This window comes from Balneolales bacterium ANBcel1 (genome assembly GCA_029688905.1).
Taxonomy (GTDB): domain Bacteria; phylum Bacteroidota; class Rhodothermia; order Balneolales; family Natronogracilivirgulaceae; genus SLLW01.
The window spans coordinates 241,087-264,605 of sequence record JARULB010000003.1; the positions used below are offsets into that span (position 1 = coordinate 241,087).

The window sequence follows — 23,519 nt, forward strand, 5'->3', positions numbered from 1 at the left end:
GAATACACAAAATCTACATGGAAAAAGCAGCCCAAATCTCTACGTTTGAAATGTGGAACATAATGGAAATATTGAGTTGGGTATTGTACTCACTCGCAATTGTCATATTCATACTTTCCCAACTAAATGTATTGGAAGCGACAACACTTGTTTCTGTGAATATACATGACACTTCAATCACCTTTGGGTATTCCACAGTTATATTTTTGCTGGGCGCCTTTTTCCATAGCAGGTCAGTTTTTATAGAGAGAAAAGTTAAGCACCATTTGGGTAATAATACTTTTATATCTGCCTTTGGTTTTTTTCTTGGCATGTCTGCTATTGCCTTTCTGGTAGTCGTTCTCATCACCGTTATTGAAGGTTAAACATTACCAGATGCAATCCGGCACCCACTATCTCATCATCCCCCCATAGAACACTTCTTATTGCAATCATATAATCATGAATTGCCGGATTACACCAACACCATCATCGAATTGCCTTGCAACAATAGCACCAAAAAACAACCTTACGACAAAACGCTTTTTCTGTCATAACTTATATATGAAAGCCAATCAGGAAAACTATCGTTATATAATATGAAAACGAATTATTGGCCGCTCCTGATATTATTGTTGATGTACTTTATCATTAACTTATTTGATCAGCTGTATGTTTTCACAGATGAATTTATATATAGAAGCCTCCGTAATGAATTTTCAGAAAGTGCTCTTGAAGCTCTGATTACCTCTCACAACCGGTTCGGGTGGATCAGTTTCGCTCTGCTGCCATTCATCATTTTACTGAAAATTCTGTTTACTGCTTTTTGTGTAACAACCGGCGCAATTTTTACAGATACAGATTTTTCATTTGGGAATATCTTCCAGTCTGCAACGTATTCAGAATTTATTTTTTTGTTTTCACAGGCTGTATTTTCACTGAATCTTTTTTTGAACCGGGACGAGTTGACAATTGATAGTGCCGGGAATTTCTTCCCCTTATCCGTTTTAAGCTATTTTGGTGTGGAGAACGTTGTCATCTGGCTCCACTACCCTCTCCAAACTCTCAACGTGTTTGAAGTCGCTTATGTCCTGTGCCTCACCTGGCTGCTTTCCAGACAGTGGAAACCCGATTTTGTTGACAGCATTAACATAGTATTGCCTTCCTATGGAATCGGTCTATTGACATGGATGATGCTGGTCGTATTCCTGACACTTCAGATCAGCTGACCATGATGGACACAAACCTCATAATATTCCTTCAATATTCAGTGGCTGCTCTACTCCCGGCTCCGTGTTTTTTGACACCTGGCAACCTCCCGGAAATCTATAAGAGACCTGAACATAAATCACATGGACCGGATTTTCAGATGATCGATTTCCATGACCCGCTTAGCGCCCTGGCCATCTGTTGTCACAACCATGAAGATGAGCTTGCAAAGCACCGCTCAGGCACTACAGGATCAGAGCATGTACTACTGAAGATGCAAAAGGTCAACTCTTCGGATTAAAAAAAGACACAAAATGAAGGGGGATAAGAAACGGAATCAGCCGTCAATGAAAGCTCTTGAAAAGCTGTGGATCCGGCAGCATGATCAATCCGACTGCGGGGTAGCCTGCCTGGCGTCTGTCATCCGATACTATGGAGGCGAAGCAGGCCTTGAAAAACTTCGGGAAGAGAGCGGCACCACCATATCAGGAACAACACTTCTGGGCCTGTTTCAGGCGGCGCCCAAATTCGGCCTGATCGCCGAGCCGTATGAAGCCGATATTCCCAATTTGAAAGAACAGACCGACCCCTGCATACTGCATATTGTCACGGAAAACCACCTGCAACACTTTGTGGTATATTTTGGATTTGATGGAGATTACTTTTTAATCAGTGATCCTGCAGAGGGCGTAAAAAAGTGGCGTGAAGAAGAACTGGAAGCCGTCTGGAAGTCGAAAGCCCTGCTTCTACTAAAGAAAGGCGATGATTTTGCAACAAACGATGCTACAAAGAGAGAGAAATGGGGGTGGATCAGGAATCTCGCCGAAGAGGATATTCCGATCCTGGGTGTTGCGGTAGCCATCGGACTTTTTATTGCCGCACTGGGCCTTACAACTGCCATCTTTACCCAAAAGCTGATTGATGAATTTCTGCCGGACGAAGACACGCTCAAACTTTTTGTTGGTCTTGGCCTGCTCACCTTTTTGCTACTTGTACGAAACGGGCTGTCCTGGATGCGTGAGCTTTTTCTCATCCGCCAAAGCCGTGATTTCAACAACCGGATGATCCAGTCATTTTACGGATCCCTTTTGCGGTTGCCCATGCCGTTTTTCCACAACAGAAAAACCGGAGACCTCATTGCCAGAATGAACGACACGCGCCGGCTGCAGAGTACCATCACTTATCTCATAGGCGATGTAATTATTGATGTACTGCTGGTTATCACAGCCGCTGTGTTCATCATGTACTATTCCGTTTTTCTTGGGCTGTTTATACTGCTCTCCCTGCCCGTTTTCTATCTGTTAACCTGGAAGTTTCACGCACCCATCCGGGATGGACAGAAAGAGGTAATGAAAGCCCACGCACTCAATGAGAGCAATTATGTGGATACGATTCAGGGCATCGCCGCCATTAAGGAAAGCAACCGGGAACGCTTCTTTTCAAGCGTAACCAAACAGGTGTACGGCCACTTTCAAAACACCATATTTGACTTGGGAAAAGTCGGCATCCGATTCTCTTTCTGGGCGGATACGGCAACTGTTGTATTTGTTGCCGGGGTGTTTGCCTGGGGTTCAGTGATGGTACTTAACGGCGACATACTTCTTGGGGCGCTAATTGCTGTCATTCAAATGAGCGGCCAGCTTATTCCTTCGGCGAACCGTCTGGCACTGACCAATCTTCAAATTCAGGAGGCAAGAGTGGCCTTCGACCGGATGTACGAGTTTGCGTCATTGAAATCAGAATATAATCTCAATGGCAGACAGGCAGAGGTTGAAGAATTTGAATTCGATGCACTGGACATCCGTAATCTGTCTTTCAGGTTTCCGGGAAGGAGCCCGTTGCTGAAGGAAGTATCACTGAATGTAAAAAAAGGGGAGGTAGTGGGTATTCTCGGCGAAAGCGGGTGTGGCAAAACCACTATCCTTCACATATTGAAACGGTTTTATCAGGAAGAATCAGGTGATCTTGTCGTCAATCACTCAAAGAACCTTTCCGATATCCCGGTTCCAGTCTGGAGGGGCTGTGTTGCTTCGGTTCCCCAGGAGATCAAAATTTTCAATGCCCCATTGATACAAAACATCAGCCTGGGTGATATCACAAAACCGGAAGATATTGAAAAGGTCATCGCGTTTTGTAACAAAAGCGGCCTTGGAGCTTTCTTTGAATCCTTTCCCCAGGGTTATGCCACGTTACTGGGAGAGGAGGGTGTGAACATCTCCGGCGGGCAAAAGCAGTTGGTAGCCTTGGCCAGAGCGCTTTACCAAAAACCACAGTTGCTGCTTTTGGATGAGCCCACTTCCGCCATGGATCGTGAAACAGAAAAAACGGTTTTGGATCTTCTAACCAATGCAAGAGATCAAATGGCTGTGATGATGGTAACCCATCGCGTTCAGAGTATAAAATATGCGGACCGAATCTATATTCTGGAAAACGGCATAATTGATTCCCAGGGCAGTCCGCGAAGCTTGCTTCAGACCGACAATCTTTATTCCCGGGCTGTCAGGGATGTTTAGAGTTCGCTTTTATACCTGAGCCGGTCTGCGCCTTTCCGGGAATCTGACTTCCACTCGGAGTCCGCCCTGCGGCGGAGTAGAAAAAGCAAGTTCACCACCCAGCTGACCGGCCAGACCATGGATGATGGTATAGCCGAAACTTACCGGTTTGTTGAGTTTTTCCAGATTTTCCAGGCCAACCCCGTCATCCTCAACCGCCAGGCGAAGAAATTTCCCCTGCCTCTCCTTGTGCTTCTCCAGCAAAATCAATATCCGCCCATTCCGGCGATCGGTATAGGCATGTTTAAACGCGTTGGTCACCACCTCACTGACCAGCAGAGTGAAGGGTACCGACTTGTTCATATCCAGCATAATATCGCCGGTCCTGATCTCGAACGAGATATTCCTGGCATGCGACAGATAAATCTTTTCCAGGTACCCCACCAGTCGTTTTAAAAGTTTGCCGGCGTTTATTTCGGTAAAGTTCTGGTGCTCATAGACCATTTCGTGGACCATTGCCATGGACTTGATCCGAACGGTTATGTCCTGCAGCATCTGGTCGGAGGCATTCTTCTTAAAATCCTGGCTTTGAAGAGATATCATGCTGGAAATGATGGCCATGTTGTTCTTGACCCTATGATGTATTTCCGAGAGCAAAACGTCTTTCTCTTTAAGGGATTTCTCCAGGGCTTGCTCGGCAAGCTTGCGTTTTTCAATCAACTGCTCCAGCTTTTCCGTATGCTTTCTGTTTTTTTCAAACAGCAGCGCATTCTCGATCGCCTGTGCAGCCTTTTCCGCAAACCCTTGCAACAGAGAAATATCTCCATCCTGAAACGTGTAGGGTTCCTTGTTGGATGAGATTATCAAAACACCGAGCACCTGGTTGCGGAGCCGGATCGGCAAAAAAAGATTTGAGCGCAGGTTCCTTGCCTTTATGACCTCTCTTTCAGCCGGTGTAAGTGATGCAGAATGAGCATCGTGCATAATGACAGGCCGCTTCTTGTCGATGGCTTCCTTAATGTGAAGATGGTCCGCCAGCGAAGCATAGCGAAATTGATCCGGAAAGTTTTCCGGAAGAGCCGGGATGGTCGCATTCAGACACAGCTTTCCCTGGTCCAGCAGATATATGGCACCACTATCCAGGTTCATTACCCGTACCGCGCCGTCAACAATCGCCTGCATCAGAAAGTCAAGATCCAGCGAGGTGTTCAAAGCCTGTGTGATATCAAGCAGGGATTCAAGCCGCTTGTTGTTCTCTTTCAGCCGCTCCTCCGCCCGCCTGTGCTCGGTGATATCCTGAATCATGCCGATGGATTCAATCACGTTACCCATGCTGTCACGCACGTGTACACAACGCTCATGTACATGGCGAACTTCACCCGTGCTTTGCCGAACAATACGATGCTGAATCTCATAGCTGTCGGTTCCTTCCCTCAGAGAACGGGAGTACGCTTCATCGACCGCCATCCGGTCATCCGGGTGAACAAATTCAAGAAATGCAGTGTAGATAGCCTCGAACTCCTGCGGTTCGAAGCCGAAAATGTGATAAACCTCGTCAGACCACTTCAGCACGTTTCCGGTCAAATCCAGCTTCCAGCTCCCTACATGGGCTACCTCCTGGGATCTCGACAGAAACTCTTCGCTTTCCCTGAGCGCCTCCTCTATCTGTCTGTGCTCGGTGAGTACCTTTCGCGCATTTTCATCCGCCTGATACAGCCGCAAGGCCATTTTGAGATAGGAATGAACTTCCGCCACACTGCTCTTTCTTGTCACAAAACCATAAGAGCCTACTCGATCGACCAATTCCAGGGTTTCCGGATCGGGATTTTCCAGAATGAATATGAGCGGCAATTTCTTTTTTTCCAGAATCAGCTCAGCGGTCCTCACTCCGCTCATACTGTCCCAGGGATGAATGTCTATCAAAACCAGGTCTACTTCCGCTCCGGAACGGACAATGCTCACAGACCGCTCGTGTGTTTCCGCCAACACAATTTCATATCCCAGATTCTCAAGATCCTTCCTGTACCTGGTGAAAAAATCTCGGTGCTTATCCACTAGCAAAATGGCGGCGCGATAATCCTTGCCCATGGCTCTCCCAGCTTATTTTTTAAAACGCTGTATATAAAATCAAAGCGTGCTACTGAATTCTTGGTAATACCTTTAGCGCATAATGTAAAAAATGTGCCAATCTTGCCATTTTTCTTTTTTATGCACCACTTGTGCGGCATTAAAAGTTTCCGGACCTCCGAAATTGAAATGGATCAACTCTCTCTGACTGGGTTATGCCATGCGAGTTCCCGATTTCATGCTCAATCCTGTTACGGTGATAAGGATCAGGCCCATTCCGAGCATTTGCAGGCTGGCCAGGCTTTCACCCAGAAGCACTACCCCAAACAGTGAAGCGGTGACCGGCTCAACCATCGCCAAAACAGAAGCCACCGCCGGTGCAGTATGCTTTAATCCGATGATGTAGATAATAAACGACACGCCGGCACCAATCACTCCCAGTAACACGAACAAAGGCAACCCCGGAGATCTCGGCACTTCCTGAATCTGACCGGAATCACCCAGAAAAGCGAGGATGATTGTCAGCACGGCAAACGCAATCACGAGAATCGCCTGCGGACTGCCGTGGGGTGCCGCGTATTTGAAACCGAAAATAAACACCGCATAGGACAGGCCGGAAAGCAGGCCGGCGCCTATGGCCAGTGTTGTCACATCTTGCGCATCAACATCGTATATACCGGTAAGCATGGCTACACCAAGCAACACCATTGCAATAGCACCCCATTTGAACAGATCGGCGCTTTCCAGTTTGAGTGCAAAAGAGACAACATAAACGAAAACCGGCGCGCAATACATCAGAGTTGCCGCAATCGCCACACTGCCCTCCGCGATACTGATGAAATAAAACGCGAAATTACCGGCGACCCCGATACCGGCTACCGTTGACCAAAACCATAGCTTGCGATTTGCCAATCCGCTGTTCCCCGGACGCAATGCCAGCCAGAGTAGTACGAACAGGAAACCAGTTGCGCCCCGGAAGAACGATACTACAATCGGATCCCACCCTTCCGCTGTGAGAATGCCGCCGATCCCGCCTGACAGCCCCCAGCATAATGCGGCAACTCCGACAAACACCACATTGATATGTTTCATGCTTCTTCCCCCTGTCCGATCCAGCCCGTCTGTTCAGCAATGGCAGTCATGCTTTCCGGCATCAGTAATCAGCCGCTTCATCAGCATATAAACTTTTTTGGGCCGGAATGCAAACTTGGACAGAGATAAAGGCGGGTTTTGGGGGTCGCATGAAAATGCGCTAACCCGAATTCTCAGAAATGTGAATGTGGGTATCAGCGGCGCATGTAACGACTGAACGTTCCCATTCCATCGTAGTCGGTGTCGGTTTCCACAATGCTTTTCCTATGCCGGGTGTAGTCCTGAATCAAGCCAATGGGGAGGATAAGAAGCAGAATGGCAAGGGCAATGAGAGTAGCGAGTAACGGTGTCATAGGTATTGGCGTTGGATTGATTCCTGTTGAAACGGAACATGTCAGACAAACACATTATGTTCCTTGTCACGCTCAAAACCCACATTGTGATATTGCCGTTCCTTTTTCCGGCTGGCAAGTTTTTTTCAACGTGGGGCGGCATCCCGGCGTCTAGTTGCGCAGTGCCATCACAATCTCCAGCTCCACCTCCCGGTTCAGCTCTGCTTCGATCTGCTGTTTAATGCCTGCTAATTGCTCCTTGTCGAGGGGCTCGTCAGCCACCATCGTGACTGACAGGGTCAGCGGTCTCATACCCTGAATGCGAACATCCCGCAGTGTAACCTGCTCCGCCTGCCACCCGTCCAGAGCACGGATCACATTGCGCTCAAAAATCATATGCTGAAACCCGAGGTACAGCGGAATGCTGAAGATGACCACCGCCGCTAATGAGACAAACACCCCTTTTGTCGCAAGCCGAAAAGGACTGTACCCAAGTAGCAGGAAAGTGACCGAACCCGCGAGGACCATCCCTGCCAGGTTGGTGAGCAGCAGGAGTGTTGCTCCGGAAAAGACATTCCAGTCCATCCACCCCAGACCTATTCCGGCAACGGCGAGTGGCGGAACCAGCGCAACCGCAATTGCCACACCTGCCAGTGTCTTTGCAACCTCTTCGCGTGCATGCGCATAAGCACCGGCCACTCCAGAGGTAACCGCGATGCCCAGGTCCAGCAGGTTCGGACTTGTGCGGGCCATGATTTCCGAGTTTGGTGTATGAATCGGTGTGACCCAGGTGATGGCTACGGCAAATGCAAAGGAGAGCCCAAGTCCCGCCAGAATGGTATAGATACTCCCGAGAATCAGCTTTTTCTCCTGTCGCAGGGTTGCCATACTCAGCGAGATAATCGGTGCCATAAGGGGGGCCAGAATCATCGCCCCGATAACCACAGGCGCAGAGTCTGCAAACAGGCCAAACGTTGCCAGAATCGTGGAGAGGACCATGAGCATCAGATAGGTACCTTTGACCTGCGCGTTACCCCGTAATACTTCAAACAGATCCCTGAACTCCTCCGTTGTTGCGCGCCGAATCAGTGGAAGCTTGCGCTCGGTCAGTTCCCTTGCAGCCTCACCCAGTGGAAGTGATCCCGTCCTGAATATTTCATTCGTTTCGGGAGTTCCTTCCGGCACTTCCATTTGCTCTCCGGGAATAATACGGATCTGTTTTTTTCTGGTTTCAAGCGATATTTCGGTGGCCGTCCGGTTGTCACCATCTTCGGTAAACGTCAGTTCATCTCCTGATCCGGATAGAGTAAGCTTGTCCGTTCTGATATGCGCACCAAATGCGGGAAACTGTTGCATCTTCCAAAGGGAGCGAACGGCATTCCTCATCAGCTCCATGATACTTCTGGGGCTGATCATCAGTATATGGAACATGCCATCATTGTGAAACGAAGTGCCGGGTATAAGGCGTGACAGCCAGGAATATGTTCTGTATGGCACGGCAACAATACCCGAAACAGCCGCCTTCAACACACTACCGTCCTTTTTTGTTATTTCCAGCCGGAACGGCCGCAACTTTAGAAAGCTGCCGAACAATATCCGTATTCGCTTCCAGAGACCAATCGACATGTAAAACTTGCTGGTGGTCAGCAGGAAGTTACTTCCGACAACCACACTGCTGAATATCGGCCTTTCATTGCAATAAAGCAGGTCTATCTCCCTTGCCACGGCATCACTTTTAAGATGCTCCACCGCTTTTCCAACATCGGAACCTGTTCCGGTGATCGCACAAATACGAAAAGCGTCGGGGTGTGGCAAAACCGCAATCACCGCCTTTGATTCGATTAAACCGGGTAGCAGTTTTTTTATCTGATGATCGCCCAGGTACAGGATCAGTTGCTCCTCCGGTTGTACCTCCGGTACCGCATCTCCCTTGAACACTTTGCTATGTCCGATCATATCCGCAAGCATCGGTTTCAGTGTATCATGGACAAAAGCCTCCTCACCGGAGTCATATATCAGTGTGTAGCGCTTCTCTACAGAACTCATAGCCTTCAGCCCCAATTATTGCCACTCGTGGTGTCCAACAGCTCCCGGTTCTTTTTGGAAAGTTTGGAAACCACCAGTCCATAGGAGTGCAGGGTCCATTCTCTCAGGAACGCTTCCGGAACCGGTCTGCCCGGGATATCCATCCTGATGGAGTTCCAGTGCTTTTTGTTCATATGATATCCTGGTCTCACAAATTCGTGCTGTTCCCTGAGCTCCAGCGCCTTCACGGGATCGCATTTCAGGTTGATCATGGAGAATTCGTCCAGGTCAACCAATGCATACATTTTGTCCATGACAAAAAACACCAGCGCCCCGGGTCCGAACGGCAGACGCTCTTCGGTCCCCGGTAATGAGAGACAAAACGCACGATATGATTCAATGTCCATTTATTACTCCGGCAATATGAACAGGCTTTCCGGCCCGCAATTTCCGGAATATAATATACCAATACGACATAAGCCCGGAGGTTGTCGCAATCTCCTCGGTTGTCGGAGTATTACACAATGCGTTATTCGGTTCTTTTTGTTTGGAGCCGCTTTGTGCTTACTCTGAGCGATCTCAAAACCTGCTCGTTGATGGCGCCGGCTCTGATTTACATAGCCAATAATGCCCTTGCATTCGGAATCATCCATCGTGCAAAACCCGACTATCGCGTCCTTTTTCTTTCGCATAGCAGATAATTTGTTATTTTTGCGACAGAAAATAACACCATGACCAATATAACCCGATCACAAACCAGTAAGAGCAGAAATCAGCGCTACCCGGTGCTCGATCTTGACGCCTATTCTCCGGAAGAGGTAGCGAACCGGGTACTGCAAGTGGGCGTTAAGAAAGTCCGGTTCCCTGCGATTGCCACTTTCATGCTGGGCCTGCTTGGCGGCTCTTTCATCTCGCTGGGTGCCATTTATCAGGTGATTGTGCTGGCAAGTCCTTCCATAAGCGACAGCACCGCAGTCATTATCAGCCCGTTTCTCTATTCGATGGGCTATATCATCGCCTTTATCTCAGGCGCTGAAATTTTTACCACCAACAACCTGGCGGTCATGAGTCTGGCCTCTGGAAAAATCAGAATCATCGAGCTGGTGAAAAACTGGAGCGTGGTGCTTGTTGCCAACATCATCGGCGCCATATTTATCGTATTGCTTTTCTTTTTTTCCGGACAGAGCTATCTGTATGAGGGAAAGGTGGCGGATGAAGTACTGTTTTTGAGTTCCGAGAAGCTTTCTTACTCGGTTCCGCAGATGTTTATTCAAGGACTCTTTGGAAACATGCTGATCTGCGCGGGCGCATGGCTGGCCATGGCCGGCCGTTCGGTCACCGACAAGTTCCTGGCTCTGCTGTTCCCGCTCTCGGCAGTTCCGGCCATCGGTTTCCAGCACGCCACAGGAAACATGTTTTATTTCTTTCTGTCGTTCCTGCTGATTCAGGACGGGCAGCTGGAAGGGCTGGAAGCCTCATTCGGAATCCTGACCGGCCTGCTGAGCCTTGCGGTAGTAGCTATCGGCAACATTATTGGTGGCGGGTTGTTTATCGCCATGAGCTACTACTTCGTTTATGTCTATTGCAAGTGGTAATTCCGGAAAAGCACCTTTTCCAGCTCCACCAGCACGAAGACCGTCAGACCGGCAGCCAGCGCCCACATCCAGTAAAAGCCATTCACCGGCTCGGTACCGAACCAGCTGTTCATAAAGGGGGCATACACAAACCCTGACTGTAGCACAGCAAGGACAGCAATTGCCAGAAATACCACCTTGTTACTGAAGAAGTTGCGGCCGATGGTAAAGTTATGGAGGTTTCTGCAGTTGAGCAGATAAAACGCCTGGCTCACTACCAGTACGTTGATGGCTACGGTGCTTGCCAGTTCCTGTGCCTGTCCGTTCACATACAGATAAAAGAACGTGCCCAACGCGAATCCACCGATAATGACCGAGACAAACAACAGCCGCCAGACAAAATAGCGATCGATGATCGGCGCGTCTGCGTCCCGCGGCTTCCGTTTCATAACCCCGGCTTCGGTCGGTTCGAACGGCAGCGCCAGCGCCAGTGTCACGGCCGTCACCATATTCACCCAGAGTATCTGAACCGGACTTACCGGCATAGTCAAGCCCAGCACAATGGCGGAAATAATGAGCAGGGCCTGGGCTCCATTGGTCGGCAGCAGAAAGAGGATCGCTTTTTTCAGATTGTCGTAGATGGTACGCCCCTCTTCCACAGCCCGGGCGATGGAGGCGAAATTGTCATCGGCCAAAACCATATCTGCCGCCTCTTTGGTTACTTCCGTGCCTTTAATACCCATGGCAACTCCAACACTGGACCGTTTCAGGGCCGGCGCGTCATTAACCCCGTCTCCGGTCATGGCCACCACATGATTTCGTATCTGCAGCGCCTTAACGATTCGCAATTTGTGTTCGGGACTGGTTCGGGCATAAATATCATATTCGGTCACCATATCCCGCAGTTCTTCATCCGGGGTATCTTCGATATCCTTTCCGGTGATCGCCTCTTTCCCCTCGCAAATCCCGAGCTGTTCGCCGATGGCCTTGGCCGTAATTGCGTGGTCGCCGGTGATCATCTTCACCGTTATGCCGGCCTCCTTGCACCTCTTGACCGCCTCGATGGCTTCGGGCCGGGGCGGGTCAATGATACCGACCAGACCCAGGAGAACGGTCCCGTCGCCTACATCCTCTTTCTCCAGGCCGGATTTCGAGCCATCCGCCTTCTGTACGGCCGCCGCAATCACTCGCTCTCCCTTGGCGGCAATATCATCAATCACCGACTGCATCTCCTCCCGGTCAAACTCTTTCTCCCCGTCAGATGTCAGAACCGATGAGCACATTTCCAGAATTCGCTCCGGGGCCCCCTTGATAAGGATCACGCGCTCCCCTTCATATTCATGCAAGGTAGCCATGTATTTGTGATCCGACTCAAAAGGGATTTCATCCAGTTTTTTGAAGTCTTCCATCTCCAGACCCGACTTCCTGCCGAGTGTGACCAGGGCGCCGTCGGTCGGATCTCCCTCCATCGTCCACTCCCCGTCCTCTTCGCTGATGCGTGCCTCATTGCAGAGTGTCACGGCCTCGAGCAGCCTGCGCAGCACCCTGTTTTCTTCTATTTGGGATGTCTCCAGGGCATCCTCCGAATCCTTCTTCCTGATCTCTCCCTCGGGCTTGTATCCCGAACCGTCGACAAGAAACTCCTCGCCATCCGCATAGACGGTTTTGGCCGTCATCTCATTTTTTGTGAGGGTACCGGTTTTATCGGAGCAGATCACCGTCACCGCTCCGAGGGTCTCCACGGACGGCAGTTTTCGGATGATGGCGTTTCTGGATGCCATCGTCTGTACCCCAAGTGCCAGTGTGATGGTAACGATGGCCGGCAGGCCTTCCGGTATCGCGGCCACGGCAAGACCGATAACCGCCATAAACAGTTCAAGCACCTCGAAATCATGGAACAGATAGCCGATACCGAACAGGATTGCGGTCATTCCCACAATGGCGATGGACAACTTCTTGCCAAATCGCTTGATCTGACGGAGCAGCGGCGTTGTTATCTCATCCACTTCGCTTATCATCCGGTTGATCCTGCCGAGTTCGGTGTCACCGCCTGTTGCAAAGACCACACCGGTGGCTTTGCCGTACGTAGCCATGGTACCGTTGAACCCAACCGAAGTGCGGTCACCGACAACAGCGTCTTCTTCCACCTCGTCAGGCGTCTTTTCAACGGTTTCCGACTCGCCGGTCAGGGCCGATTCCTCCACCTGAAATCCGTTGGCCTCGACAATGCGCAGGTCGGCGGGTATTTTATCCCCCGATTCCATCAGCACCACATCGCCGGGTACCAGATCATCGGCATCCACGGTTATCTCCTCTCCTCCGCGTATGACTTTCGCTTCGAGCGACAGCATCTCCTTGAGGCTTTCCAGTGCCTTTTCCGCCTTCCCTTCCTGCACAAATCCGATAACCGCATTGATCAGCACCACCGCAAGGATCACCCATGTATCGATCCAGTGCCCCATAAGCGCCGTTACGACCGCCGCAATGATCAAAATGTAGATCAGTACATCATGAAATTGCAGAATGAACCGCATCAGCGGTCCGCGCTTCTTTTGCTCCGGCAATTTATTCGGACCAAACTCATCCCGCCGTTTTTTTGCCTCATCCGCCGTGAGCCCTTCTCCTGAATCCGTATCGAGGTCCCTTACCACATCCTCGCCCGACATACTGTGCCATTTCCGGTCGGTGATTTCGTCTTTTTCAATCATCTGTTTTCCGTTGGATTCCAATAGTTACGCAATGCTGCTATTCTACTCGCAAGGTATTGTACGCTTTAGGTAACACCTTGCCGCGGCTAAATAGTTTATGGCATAGCAGCATCATTGCCATCTCCTGCCCAGGAATCCACCATCAGCGATATGGCCCCGTCTCCGGTCACATTGCACGCGGTACCGAATCCGTCCTGGGCCATATACAGTGCCAGCATCAGTCCCTGTTGCGCCTCGGTGAAGCCCAGTATGGATGACATCAGGCCAAGCGCGGCGACCACGGCCCCGCCGGGCACCCCCGGTGCGGCGATCATGGTCACGCCAAGCAGAATAATAAATGGCAGGAAGTTGCCGAAATCGGGCGTACCGCCCCCAAGCACGACAACAGCCACCGAGCAGGCCACCAGTGTGATGGTACTGCCGGCAAGGTGGATGGTAGCGGACAGCGGAATTACAAACTCGGCAATTCGTTCGGTTACCTGGTTGGATTTGGCACTTTGCAGGGTTACCGGGATGGTGGCGGCACTGGACATGGTTCCCAGGGCGGTGGTATAGGCCGGCAACATGTTCCTGAGCGCTTTGAGCGGATTTTTCCCGGTGCGAATTCCGGCGATGCTGAACTGCACCAGCAGATAGCCCAGATGCATCGAGATAATGAGCAGAAATACCCTGGCGAATACACTCAGCGTCTGAAACGCCTCACCTGTAGCGGCCATGTCGGCAAAAATCCCGGCAATATGAATCGGCAGCAGCGGGATGATGATTTTTGTAATCACCAGTACGATGATGGCGCGGAACTCTTCCATGACATGAAACAGGGCGGATTGCGCTTTCTCATGGCGGAGGAAGTTGATACCCAGGCCGAAGATAAACGATGTAACCAGCGCCGTCATCACACCCATGATGGGCGGCGTGCTTATTTCGATGAAGGGCATCAGTCCGGCGGCACCCGGATTTCCTGCGGCCCCATCCGTAATAAAAAACGGAATCACCAGAATGGCGATGAAAAAGGCGACGATTCCGGCGACCAGTGTCGATGCGTAGGCGAGTCCGGCCGTTCCAGCCAGCAGTTTGCCGGCCCTGGCGCCAAGTTCCGCGATGCCGGCGGCGATAAAGCCGATGATGATCAGCGGTACGATATAGCCCAGAAACTCACCGAACAAATGGGTGAACGTGTACAGAATGCGTCCGGCCCATTCCGGCAAATACAGGCCGATAAGAATTCCGGAAATGATTCCGATGATGAGTCTGGGCAAAAGGCCGATTTTTTTCATGATAACGAAGGTTGACAGGATGCGGCCCCGTGCCCGGGACGGTTTCAGGGGCCGGTTTCGTTTTGCATGGACTGTTCCGGGGTTTCGGTTTCCGTTGCGCTCACATTATATCGCGGCGCGCACTACATGATACCCCCAAGGCTTGAATATAATGGTTATGCCGGATTTTCCATCCTTTAATCCGCTGAGTGCAAAAGCTCAAACTGCGTGCGGTGCTTTATTCCGGAGTTCGCTATTTTTGACTGCCCGGCTTGCCGGGAACCTGTCCGGGGCCGGGCCACGCATCATCTTACGGGCCATGCATCACCTCCGGGCCAGGCATCATCGAATACCGGTTTTTTTGCCCCGATCCGAAAATATTTTTCACCGGTGGCGGATCAACCCGTACCATTACCCGAAGCGGTTCCCTGTCCCGGCCGGAACAATACCGGGCACCTGTTTCCCGATTTCAGCCCGACTGACCCCAAACTCAGTTTCACATGGATATTATTGCAGATCAAATAGCGAGCGTTCACATTCTCAACCAATACTGGCTCACGCTGCTGATGGTCATTTCCATGGTGCTGGTTTCCCGCACCTTTGTGGCCGGCACGCGCTACTCGCCCATCCTGATTATTGTGGTATTTGGATTGATCATGGGGTACGTGCTTGTGAACACCGGACTTGCCACACCCGGCCTGCCCGAATTTCCGATCGTTGAGCTAACCAGCAGGGTGACCATCACCGCCTTGATGGCCTCATTTTTTGTAGGCGGACAAGAGATCCGTAAAATTTTTTCCAACCGCGAGATCGATCCGACTGATATTGTGGTACCTTCGTCCAAGGAACTTTTTCTCGGCACCTATGCCACGCAATTTATGTTTCTGGTGCGCGGCTTCTTTATCCTCACCGGCATTGAGGCGCTCAAACGCCTGATCACCGGGTATTCCACCGGCGAGCCCCTCGACCATTTCTATCCCCTTCTCGGGTATATCGGCCTGGTGGCTTCCATCATCCTGATCGACCATCGGGCCAAAATCACCAACAAGGCAATGTACATCCGCAAAGGCCTCATTGAAACGGGTATGATCCTGCTGATGATGGTGGTCGCCTACCACATCTCGGTGTGGATTCGTCCGACTATCGCGCTTCCGGAGATCTTCTTCGCCATGATTCTCTCCGTGATGCTCGGCATGGTGATGGTTGACTGGAAATTCGGGCCTACCATCCGGTCGCTTCTCTTCGCGGGTATCCCGATCGTTCTGGCGGCCAACTTTATGGTCGGAGGTTCCCGCATTGCCGAAGCCTTTCAGCTTACGGGCATGACATCCGTGCTCTCGTTCGGCTTTTTCGGCCAGTTGCTGTGGATGTTCGGTGGCCTGGCCATTCTCATCTTCTTCGGTGCCGCCAACCACATCCGCAATCTTGCTCCCGGTATGGCGGGATCGCTGTCGCACTCCGGCCTCACCGGAGCCTGCACGGCCGGCGACCTGGGTCCGCAGGCTGCGGTTCGCGCGCCCATCATGATCAACATCCCGTTCATCGGCCACATTTTTGTCTTCTCGATTCTGGCGGCAAGCGCAACAACCGGACACCTGATCATCTCCTACACTCTGATCGTTGTGGCCGCCGGCGCCGCGCTAACCATCTGGGCCTTGAAAACCCTGCGGGGCGCAATGGGTCAGGAGAAACAGGAGATTCGCGGTTTGATGATCTTCTCGCTCGGCTGGCAGCTGGTGGCCGTATTCGGCGGCTTGCTGATGCTCAGCATTTCGGGTATGGGCCTGGCTGATGCCGTGATGGCCAATGCCTCTGCCATCTCGCACTTCGGCCTCTTTGCCGCCATCCAGGGCGGCATGTTCGGTGCCGAGGCGGCTGGAATGATCGCGTTCGTTTTCGCCATGCCGTTCCTGGTGCATCCGCTGGTCTTCGGGATTTTCGGAAAAACCGCTGAAAACGACGGTATCATGCCGGAGAAAATCGTCTATCTCCTTGCACTCATTGGTGTCGCCGGTGTACTTTACTCCATGGTATTCTAATACTTCCTTTTTCGGTGCGTGCCCCTGCAGACGGCAGGGGCGTAGCCGCCTGATTTTCGGTACACCTTCCGGCAGGTGAGCTTGTCCTGCCGAACGATGTGCAAATTCCATTATTTCCAACCCCAAATCCATGAAATCGCGTGAGAGATATTAATATTGCCGTTGTGCCCGTGGCCGGACTGGGTACCCGCCTCCTGCCCGCTACCAAATCACAACCCAAGGAAATGCTGCCCGTAGGCAGAAAACCCGTTGTTCAGTATGTTGTGGAAGAACTGGCCCAGGTCGGGGTCGAGAGGCTGCTGTTCATTACCGGTCCGGGCAAAGCTTCCATCGAAAATCACTTCGACCTCAACCACGAGCTCACCCAGACGCTCAGAAACGAAGGCAAGGAAGAGCTGCTCTCCGAGCTGGCATTTGAAAGAGCTTCCATCCAGTATTTCTTCACCCGGCAGCGCCAGCTGCTCGGATTGGGTCACGCCATACTCTGCGCCGAGCCTTTCATCACCAACGAGCCTTTTATTGTCGCCCTGGGCGACTCCATTATCGGGATGCATGACCAGAGCAGGATTGTCGAGCGCATGACCGAGTGCTTCCACACTCATCAGGCCGATGCCGTCATCGCCTTCGAAGAGGTTCCGAGAGAGGAAGTGTTCCAGTATGGAGTCGCCAAGCCGAAACCTCCCGCAAATCCGGCGGGTGACGCTAAATCCGACAATCCGAATGCCGGCCTCCCCGCTTCACAAAGCGGCAAAACGGACTTGAACGCCCGTTCCGGCGCTGCCGAAGCTTCGGGAACCCCAACGAGCCTCGGTCCGGGTGATTTCTTCGAGATTGAAGACCTGATTGAAAAACCGCCGGTTGACGAAGCTCCCAGCAACCTTGCCATTGCCGCCCGCTACATCCTCAAACCCGGTATCTTTGACGCCTTGAAACGGACGCAGCCCGGTGTCGGCGGCGAAATACAGCTCACCGACGCCATACGGCTTCAAATCCGTGAAGGCGCCAGGGTATACGGCGTGCGTCTGGGCAAAAACGAAACCCGTTACGACATCGGCAACTTCGGTTCCTACTTCAGGGCATTCACGGAATTTGCCCTTTCCGACGAAAAGTACGGAGCCGAACTTCGCGAATACCTCAAAACACTGACCCATGCTGATCATTCGTAGAAAAGCCTGTGCCCGCGCCGGCTTTCTCGGAAACCCGTCCGATGGCTATCACGGAAAGACCATCTCCCTGACCGTCCCCGTTTTTTTTGCCGAAGTCGTGCTTTACGAATGGGATGACGTCGAAATCGTTCTGGCCGAACAGGACGGGGCCCGTTTCCGGTCGGTTCACGAACTCGCCAACGATGTCAAGCTGCACGGCTATTACGGGGGGATACGCCTCATCAAGGCGACGATTAAAAGATTTGTCGAATATTGTGTGCAGCGGGACATTCCCCTGCACTCCCGGAATTTTTCCATCCGGTACAACTCCACCATTCCCCGCCAGGTCGGTCTCGCGGGCTCCAGCTCCATCATCGTTGCCACCCTGCGGGCATTGATGGCCTTTTATGATGTCACCATGCCGAAAGAAGTACAGCCGTCGTTTGTGTTGTCGGTGGAACGGGACGAGCTCGGCATCGCGGCCGGCCTTCAGGACCGGGTTATCCAGGTGTACGAGGGGCTGGTGTACATGGACTTCTCCAGGGAGGCGGAACAGTCGTCCTGCGGATACAAACACTACCATTACGAGCCTCTTGATCCAGGCCTGCTGCCACCCGTGTATGTCGCCTATCACAGCGGCCTCAGCGAACCCACCGAGATTTTTCACAACGATATCGGTGGACGCTACCGCCGCGGCGAACCCGATGTGGTAAACGCCATGACCCGGTTTGCAGAAATTACCAGGGAGGGGCGGCAGGTGCTTTTGGATGGTGATTTCCAGCGGCTCTCCGAACTTGTCAATGAGAACTTCGATCTGCGTGACCGCATATCGCGCCTGCCGGAATGGCAGCGCCGAATGGTGTTCGCAGCCAGAGAGTGCGGTGCCAGCGCCAAATTCGCGGGATCGGGCGGAGCCATTGTCGGGATCTACGAGGGTCCGGAAATGCTCCGGAGACTCCGCGACCGGCTCGACGAAATAGAGGTAAAAACCATCACTCCCGATATCACCGCCTGCTGATCCGGCCGGTTTCGAACACCGGGACAGCCACCCGGGCCGAATGAATCTGCACGTGAGTCCGGCACAATCCGTCTCCGACCGGGTTCATTCGCCGGAGATCTGCCGATCGTTTAATTCCGAAGGGGCCGATCTTTCCGGACATGGTTGTCCTTTTCACATCACGGATTACGCAGTCAGCCCCGGCCAAACTATCGCTCTTCAATCTGAAACGGGATCTTGACATCCTTCCAGTGCAGGATGGCCTTTCCGGCACTGCCCTCCACATCCTCGAAATAAAACATCATTTGCTCCATGTGAACCGCCTCCTGGGGAGCAACATCCACCCGAAGAACATCTTCAGCGGAATCGTATCGATAGGCGCCCCACTGCTCCGCAATCGCATTGAAGATGAGGGTCCATTCACCGGCGCCCCGGGGAATAGTGAACAGGCTGTAGGTGCCGGCATCCAGCGATTCACCCTCTACCAGGACATCCTCCGAAAACGTAATGGTGGTTGCCTCGTCGGCACCGGTCCGCCAAACGCGGTCAAACGGTACGAGTCCGCCGAATATTTCGCGCTCACGTACCGCCGGGCGGCCATAGGTGATGGTTACTTCCGTAGTGCCGATGGTTTGGGAGACCAGGGCATTCGGACTGATTCTGATATCGTTTCGGGGGCGTTCCTGCGCTGACGCCGCTGCGCATACAACAAGGCCGAGCATTGCAACAGCCAGAAACATGCCTGAGGCACGATGAATTGCTTGCATGATTTTTTCGGGATTCGGGTTCCGGTTGATACTCCATTCCATTTTTCAAGATATTATTTTTGCACGTTATCAAAAAACACGGGTGTAGGCCGGGCCGGGGGCTTCTGCATCGCTGCCGGAACATCCGAAAAATTTCTGTTGCCCGAATGCCCCATATTTGGTGATATTGAACCGTGTGCGGCATGAGTGTTAGCCGCCATTTCAGGATCTAGCGTGATCCGAACGCATCCAACATCAACTTTGTAACAGGGAGATAACCATGTCAGGTGGAATGCAAATATTTAAGAGCAAGGAACTCAAGACGCGCCAGGAAGCAGCGGATTTCCTGCATCAATTGGCTGAGAAAGTCGCGGGAGGAAAAGTCCAGATCATGCAGAACACCGAGGAGGTGTTTCTGAACCTTCCGGAAGAGGTAATCCTTGAAGTGGAGGTAAAGAACAAGGAAAAAGGCCGGCGGGGGATGCAACAGAAGCTCGAGCTGGAGATCAAATGGTATGAAGGGGGGCAGGGGTACGGTCCGACGGAAATCCGCTGACGCCCGGCCCGTCCACCTCTCGTTGCACTTCGGAAATAGCGGCCGGTTTGCGGCCGGACCCGGGCGCTATTGTTTCATGTTGACAAACTGCAGGGGTACCCCGAACGACTTCTCCTTGAGCAGCCGGATCACTTCCTGAAGCTCATCGATTTTCTTGCCGGTAACCCGCACCTGCTCATCCATAATCGAGGGCTGCACTTTCAGTTTTGCGCCCTTGATCTCCTTGACGATTTTTTTCGCGGTTTCCCGGTCTATCCCCTCGCGAATCACCGCGTTCTGCTTCACCGCTCCCGATGTGGTACCTTCTTCCTGTCCGAATTCCAGCACTTTCGGGTCCAGCCCCCTTTTTATGAAATTCCGGACAAGCATCTCTTTCACCGCCTTCAGCTTCATGTTTTCCGCAGCCAGCAGATCAATGCGCTTCTCATTTTTTGAAAAACGGACCTCGGTGTGCAACCCCCTGAAATCGTACCGCGTGCTGATCTCCTTGAGGGTGTTGTTCACCGCGTTATCCACCTCCTGGGGGTTGAGTTCATTTACGACATCAAAAGACGGCATGGAAAATCCTCTGCATTACATGGTTGAAAAGAGTTGACTTTTCGGCAAGGTAAAAACTTTACGCCTCACCTGCTGATTATTCCGCCGGAACGCAGGTGGTGACCGGCCAGTATCATGCCATATACATCTGGCTCAAAAAAGCGACAACCGGACACAGGATCCAGTCCCGGCCGACATCAGGCCATATGCTGCAGGGTAACAATTTCTTAACCCGGATTGCATTTCATTCCATGCCGGGAGTCCGTATTATCAATCAGGCAACTATTTCGTAACCTTTTAATCACACCGGCTTTGTCGAAAACGCTGATTCTTGTTGTGGATGATGAGCACGATATCCTTGAGCTCGTTGAATACAATCTGATTAAACAGGGCCATGATGTGATTATGGCCGACAATGGGGCCGACGGAATTCTTCTTGCTGAAAAGCACAAGCCGAACCTGATATTGCTGGATATCATGATGCCTAAAATGGACGGGCACCAGGTATTGAGCCACTTGAAAAGCCATGCCTCGCTTAAAGGCACCCCGGTCATTTTTCTCACGGCAAAAAGCGATGAAGAGACGGAAGTTAAAGGGCTGGATCAGGGAGCCGACGACTATCTCACCAAACCCATAAGCATCTCCAAGCTGATGTCCCGTATCAAGGCCGTTCTGAGAAGAGTGCGGAAGCCAGGGGAAATCCAGTCGGTGATTAACGTCCATGACCTGCAGATAGACCGGGAAAAGTATGTGGTGTTGAAAGGCGGCAAAGAGCTGCACCTGCCCCGCAAGGAGTTTGAGCTGCTGTTCTACCTGGCCGGAAACAAGGGAAAGGTGCTCAGCCGCGAAACGTTACTCAACAACATCTGGGGAAATGTGTATGTCGTTGACCGGACTGTTGACGTGCATGTGCGAAAGATTCGTGAAAAACTGGGAAATAGTTACATTGAAACCGTAAAAGGCATCGGGTATCGATTTAAAAATGAGAGCTCCTGAGTCCAGCGGCACCCTGTTCCGTCTGGGATACCGGCTGGCGCTGCTTCCGGCAGCCCTTTCGGGTGTCTTTTCTGCCCTGTCTGTCTATCTTGCCGGATCTTCCCTTACCGTTTCGGTTGCTTCCGGCCTGCTGGTCATGGTCGGCGTGTTGGCGGCTGCGTACCTCCTTGCCGCCCGTCTACTTCGGAAAAGGCTTGACCGCCTGGAGTCCATTATTTTCAAAAGCTCCCGAAGCAAATTCAAACTATTGCAAAACAAGCCGGAGAAAGACGAGCTGGACCTGCTTATCCATGAAGCCGAGCAGGCAAGAAACGCGATCCACAAGGAATTCGAGCAAATGGACCAAACCGAGAACTATCGGAAAGAGTTCATCGGTGACATCTCTCACGAATTGAAAACACCCATCTTCACCGTTCAGGGATATCTGGAGACCCTGCTGGACGGCGCACTGGAGGATCCCGCCGTAAATCGCAAGTTTTTGGAAAATGCGATGAAAAATACCGCCAGGTTAACCAACCTGACCAAGGATCTCATGGAGATATCCAAGCTGGAAACCGGTGAGCTTCGGCCGAACATGCAGCTGGTCCCTCTGAATTCCGTCATCAATGAAGTGCTTGAAACACTACAGTATAAAGCGGATCAAAGCGGCATCACCCTGGAATTCAAAAAAAGCCGGTCCAATATATTCGCAATTGCCGACCGCAACCAGCTCCGGCAGGTTTTGATCAACCTTGTTGAAAACGCGATCAAATACAACCGACCCGATGGAAAAGTGACCATCCACACAGACATCTATAGCCTCAATCCCTCCAAAGTTATTGTAACCGTGCGTGATACGGGGATCGGCATCGAAAAGGAAGACATCAAACGGGTAACCGAGCGATTTTTTCGGGTGGACAAGTCGCGGTCGAGAGAACAGGGCGGCACCGGCCTTGGGCTGGCCATTGTGAAACACATCCTCGAATCGCATCACGAGCAGCTTCAGATCGACAGCACGCCGGGCGAAGGATCGGTATTCCAGTTTACCTTAAAAAACGCGGATCACCACCACGAGCGTACTCCCTCTCCGGAATAGGCGCAAGCCAGGCCGTCCTTTGCCTGTCAATAGCTTCAGCTTTTTTCCACATTTTCGACCATTTCCCCGGTCACCAGATAGATAATCCGTTCACAAATATTGGTCACCCTGTCGGCGATCCGTTCCAGGTTGTGTGCCGTCCAAATCAGATAGGTGCATCGGGTTATGGTACCCGGCTTTTCAATCATGATGGAAATAAGCTCGCGGTGCACCTGATGATACAGCTCATCCACTTCGTCATCCTTTGCTGATATTGCGCGCGCCTCCTTGTCGTCTCGTTCCGAATAGGCCGCCAACGCCTTGTTGATCATTTCGATGGATATCGCCGCCATGCGGGGTATATCGATCAACGGTTTTACGGGGGGCTCTCCATTCAGGCGGATCACAATTTTGGCGATGCCTGCGGCATAATCGCCCATTCGCTCAAGGTCGGTGATAATATTCAGAACCGCGATGATTTCCCGCAGGTCTTTGGCCACCGGTTGCTGGGTTGCGATCAGGTTGATGCATTTGTCCTCAATTTCCCAGCGTTTGTCGTTGATCTGCTTGTCACCGGCTTTTACTTTCGCGGCCTTTTCGACATCCCGCTCCTTCAGCGCATCCACAGAACGTCCCACCGCCGTGGTCACCATTTCCGCCATGGTATACATCTCTTTTTCAATTCCGGAAAGGTGCTTTTCAAATGCAACTCGCATGA

20 protein-coding genes are annotated in these 23,519 nt (G+C 51.8%); 10 read left to right on the plus strand and 10 right to left on the minus strand.

The window, feature by feature from the left end; all coding sequences use genetic code 11:
* Positions 1–17 precede the first annotated feature (17 nt).
* From QA596_05400 to QA596_05410, 3 genes are all read left to right on the plus strand, one after another.
* On the plus strand, positions 18–365 hold the full coding sequence (locus tag QA596_05400) for a hypothetical protein (protein MDG5766893.1): 348 nt from the start codon (positions 18–20) through the stop codon (positions 363–365).
* A 213-nt stretch (positions 366–578) separates the two neighbouring features.
* The gene (locus tag QA596_05405) at positions 579–1,208 is read left to right on the plus strand and encodes a hypothetical protein (protein ID MDG5766894.1); all 630 of its coding nucleotides are present in this window, start codon (positions 579–581) and stop codon (positions 1,206–1,208) included.
* A 327-nt stretch (positions 1,209–1,535) separates the two neighbouring features.
* Positions 1,536–3,701: a peptidase domain-containing ABC transporter gene (locus tag QA596_05410; protein MDG5766895.1), complete on the plus strand. Its 2,166-nt coding sequence runs from the start codon at positions 1,536–1,538 to the stop codon at positions 3,699–3,701.
* Positions 3,702–3,710: 9 nt separating this feature from the next.
* Here the strand turns inward: QA596_05410 and QA596_05415 are convergent, their stop codons facing one another.
* The 5 genes from QA596_05415 to QA596_05435 form a co-directional block, all read right to left on the minus strand.
* Positions 3,711–5,768 carry a histidine kinase dimerization/phosphoacceptor domain -containing protein gene (locus QA596_05415; protein MDG5766896.1) on the minus strand — a complete coding sequence of 686 codons (2,058 nt, stop codon included), beginning with the start codon at positions 5,766–5,768 and terminating at the stop codon, positions 3,711–3,713.
* Positions 5,769–5,960: 192 nt separating this feature from the next.
* Complete coding sequence (locus QA596_05420; GenBank protein MDG5766897.1) at positions 5,961–6,839, minus strand: DMT family transporter; 879 nt, start codon at positions 6,837–6,839, stop codon at positions 5,961–5,963.
* A 194-nt stretch (positions 6,840–7,033) separates the two neighbouring features.
* Positions 7,034–7,192 carry a hypothetical protein gene (locus tag QA596_05425; GenBank protein MDG5766898.1) on the minus strand — a complete coding sequence of 53 codons (159 nt, stop codon included), beginning with the start codon at positions 7,190–7,192 and terminating at the stop codon, positions 7,034–7,036.
* 150 nt (positions 7,193–7,342) lie between these two features.
* Positions 7,343–9,217: a TIGR00341 family protein gene (locus QA596_05430; protein ID MDG5766899.1), complete on the minus strand. Its 1,875-nt coding sequence runs from the start codon at positions 9,215–9,217 to the stop codon at positions 7,343–7,345.
* A 5-nt stretch (positions 9,218–9,222) separates the two neighbouring features.
* On the minus strand, positions 9,223–9,603 hold the full coding sequence (locus QA596_05435) for an MmcQ/YjbR family DNA-binding protein (GenBank protein MDG5766900.1): 381 nt from the start codon (positions 9,601–9,603) through the stop codon (positions 9,223–9,225).
* Positions 9,604–9,927: 324 nt separating this feature from the next.
* Between QA596_05435 and QA596_05440 the strand changes: the two genes are divergently transcribed.
* On the plus strand, positions 9,928–10,791 hold the full coding sequence (locus tag QA596_05440) for a formate/nitrite transporter family protein (protein ID MDG5766901.1): 864 nt from the start codon (positions 9,928–9,930) through the stop codon (positions 10,789–10,791).
* Here the strand turns inward: QA596_05440 and QA596_05445 are convergent.
* Together QA596_05445 and QA596_05450 are read right to left on the minus strand one after the other, a co-directional pair.
* Complete coding sequence (locus QA596_05445; protein MDG5766902.1) at positions 10,776–13,478, minus strand: cation-transporting P-type ATPase; 2,703 nt, start codon at positions 13,476–13,478, stop codon at positions 10,776–10,778. The genes QA596_05440 and QA596_05445 overlap by 16 nt on opposite strands.
* 95 nt (positions 13,479–13,573) lie before the next feature.
* Positions 13,574–14,752 (minus strand): dicarboxylate/amino acid:cation symporter, encoded by a 1,179-nt coding sequence (locus QA596_05450; protein MDG5766903.1) that lies wholly within the window; start codon positions 14,750–14,752, stop codon positions 13,574–13,576.
* Positions 14,753–15,231: 479 nt separating this feature from the next.
* On the opposite strand from QA596_05450, the gene QA596_05455 reads away from it, so the two are divergent.
* The 3 genes from QA596_05455 (at position 15,232) to QA596_05465 (ending at position 18,933) form a co-directional block, all read left to right on the plus strand.
* Complete coding sequence (locus QA596_05455; protein ID MDG5766904.1) at positions 15,232–16,770, plus strand: hypothetical protein; 1,539 nt, start codon at positions 15,232–15,234, stop codon at positions 16,768–16,770.
* 140 nt (positions 16,771–16,910) lie between these two features.
* Positions 16,911–17,936, plus strand: a complete 1,026-nt coding sequence (locus tag QA596_05460) for a UTP--glucose-1-phosphate uridylyltransferase (GenBank protein MDG5766905.1) — start codon at positions 16,911–16,913, stop codon at positions 17,934–17,936.
* Positions 17,920–18,933, plus strand: coding sequence for a hypothetical protein (locus tag QA596_05465; protein ID MDG5766906.1), 1,014 nt, complete (start codon positions 17,920–17,922; stop codon positions 18,931–18,933). The genes QA596_05460 and QA596_05465 overlap by 17 nt, the downstream gene beginning before the upstream one ends.
* Positions 18,934–19,121: 188 nt before the next feature.
* On the opposite strand, the gene QA596_05470 is transcribed toward QA596_05465, so the two are convergent.
* Positions 19,122–19,679, minus strand: a complete 558-nt coding sequence (locus QA596_05470; GenBank protein MDG5766907.1) for a DUF2911 domain-containing protein — start codon at positions 19,677–19,679, stop codon at positions 19,122–19,124.
* A gap of 271 nt (positions 19,680–19,950) precedes the next feature.
* On the opposite strand from QA596_05470, the gene QA596_05475 reads away from it, so the two are divergent.
* Positions 19,951–20,214: an amphi-Trp domain-containing protein gene (locus QA596_05475; protein MDG5766908.1), complete on the plus strand. Its 264-nt coding sequence runs from the start codon at positions 19,951–19,953 to the stop codon at positions 20,212–20,214.
* A 66-nt stretch (positions 20,215–20,280) separates the two neighbouring features.
* Here QA596_05475 and QA596_05480 read toward each other — a convergent pair whose 3' ends face one another.
* Positions 20,281–20,772 carry a YajQ family cyclic di-GMP-binding protein gene (locus QA596_05480; protein ID MDG5766909.1) on the minus strand — a complete coding sequence of 164 codons (492 nt, stop codon included), beginning with the start codon at positions 20,770–20,772 and terminating at the stop codon, positions 20,281–20,283.
* Between the two features lie 291 nt (positions 20,773–21,063).
* Here QA596_05480 and QA596_05485 point away from each other — a divergent pair, with 291 nt between their 5' ends.
* A complete protein-coding gene (locus tag QA596_05485) occupies positions 21,064–21,747 on the plus strand; it encodes a response regulator transcription factor (protein ID MDG5766910.1) in 684 nt (227 codons plus the stop codon).
* Positions 21,734–22,822 carry an ATP-binding protein gene (locus QA596_05490; GenBank protein ID MDG5766911.1) on the plus strand — a complete coding sequence of 363 codons (1,089 nt, stop codon included), beginning with the start codon at positions 21,734–21,736 and terminating at the stop codon, positions 22,820–22,822. The genes QA596_05485 and QA596_05490 overlap by 14 nt, the downstream gene beginning before the upstream one ends.
* A 35-nt stretch (positions 22,823–22,857) precedes the next feature.
* Here QA596_05490 and phoU read toward each other — a convergent pair whose 3' ends face one another.
* On the minus strand, positions 22,858–23,517 hold the full coding sequence (gene phoU, locus QA596_05495) for a phosphate signaling complex protein PhoU (GenBank protein ID MDG5766912.1): 660 nt from the start codon (positions 23,515–23,517) through the stop codon (positions 22,858–22,860).
* Positions 23,518–23,519 lie beyond the last annotated feature (2 nt).

What these genes read in the sequence shown, in the direction of transcription:
- QA596_05400 (MDG5766893.1), top strand. Translation starts at nt 18, where the DNA reads ATGGAAAAAGCAGCCCAAATCTCTACGTTTGAAATGTGGAACATAATG.
- QA596_05405 (MDG5766894.1), top strand. Translation starts at nt 579, where the DNA reads ATGAAAACGAATTATTGGCCGCTCCTGATATTATTGTTGATGTACTTT.
- QA596_05410 (MDG5766895.1), top strand. Translation starts at nt 1,536, where the DNA reads ATGAAAGCTCTTGAAAAGCTGTGGATCCGGCAGCATGATCAATCCGAC.
- QA596_05415 (MDG5766896.1), bottom strand. Translation starts at nt 5,768, where the DNA reads ATGGGCAAGGATTATCGCGCCGCCATTTTGCTAGTGGATAAGCACCGA.
- QA596_05420 (MDG5766897.1), bottom strand. Translation starts at nt 6,839, where the DNA reads ATGAAACATATCAATGTGGTGTTTGTCGGAGTTGCCGCATTATGCTGG.
- QA596_05425 (MDG5766898.1), bottom strand. Translation starts at nt 7,192, where the DNA reads ATGACACCGTTACTCGCTACTCTCATTGCCCTTGCCATTCTGCTTCTT.
- QA596_05430 (MDG5766899.1), bottom strand. Translation starts at nt 9,217, where the DNA reads ATGAGTTCTGTAGAGAAGCGCTACACACTGATATATGACTCCGGTGAG.
- QA596_05435 (MDG5766900.1), bottom strand. Translation starts at nt 9,603, where the DNA reads ATGGACATTGAATCATATCGTGCGTTTTGTCTCTCATTACCGGGGACC.
- QA596_05440 (MDG5766901.1), top strand. Translation starts at nt 9,928, where the DNA reads ATGACCAATATAACCCGATCACAAACCAGTAAGAGCAGAAATCAGCGC.
- QA596_05445 (MDG5766902.1), bottom strand. Translation starts at nt 13,478, where the DNA reads ATGATTGAAAAAGACGAAATCACCGACCGGAAATGGCACAGTATGTCG.
- QA596_05450 (MDG5766903.1), bottom strand. Translation starts at nt 14,752, where the DNA reads ATGAAAAAAATCGGCCTTTTGCCCAGACTCATCATCGGAATCATTTCC.
- QA596_05455 (MDG5766904.1), top strand. Translation starts at nt 15,232, where the DNA reads ATGGATATTATTGCAGATCAAATAGCGAGCGTTCACATTCTCAACCAA.
- QA596_05465 (MDG5766906.1), top strand. Translation starts at nt 17,920, where the DNA reads ATGCTGATCATTCGTAGAAAAGCCTGTGCCCGCGCCGGCTTTCTCGGA.
- QA596_05470 (MDG5766907.1), bottom strand. Translation starts at nt 19,679, where the DNA reads ATGCAAGCAATTCATCGTGCCTCAGGCATGTTTCTGGCTGTTGCAATG.
- QA596_05475 (MDG5766908.1), top strand. Translation starts at nt 19,951, where the DNA reads ATGCAAATATTTAAGAGCAAGGAACTCAAGACGCGCCAGGAAGCAGCG.
- QA596_05480 (MDG5766909.1), bottom strand. Translation starts at nt 20,772, where the DNA reads ATGCCGTCTTTTGATGTCGTAAATGAACTCAACCCCCAGGAGGTGGAT.
- QA596_05490 (MDG5766911.1), top strand. Translation starts at nt 21,734, where the DNA reads ATGAGAGCTCCTGAGTCCAGCGGCACCCTGTTCCGTCTGGGATACCGG.
- phoU (MDG5766912.1), bottom strand. Translation starts at nt 23,517, where the DNA reads ATGCGAGTTGCATTTGAAAAGCACCTTTCCGGAATTGAAAAAGAGATG.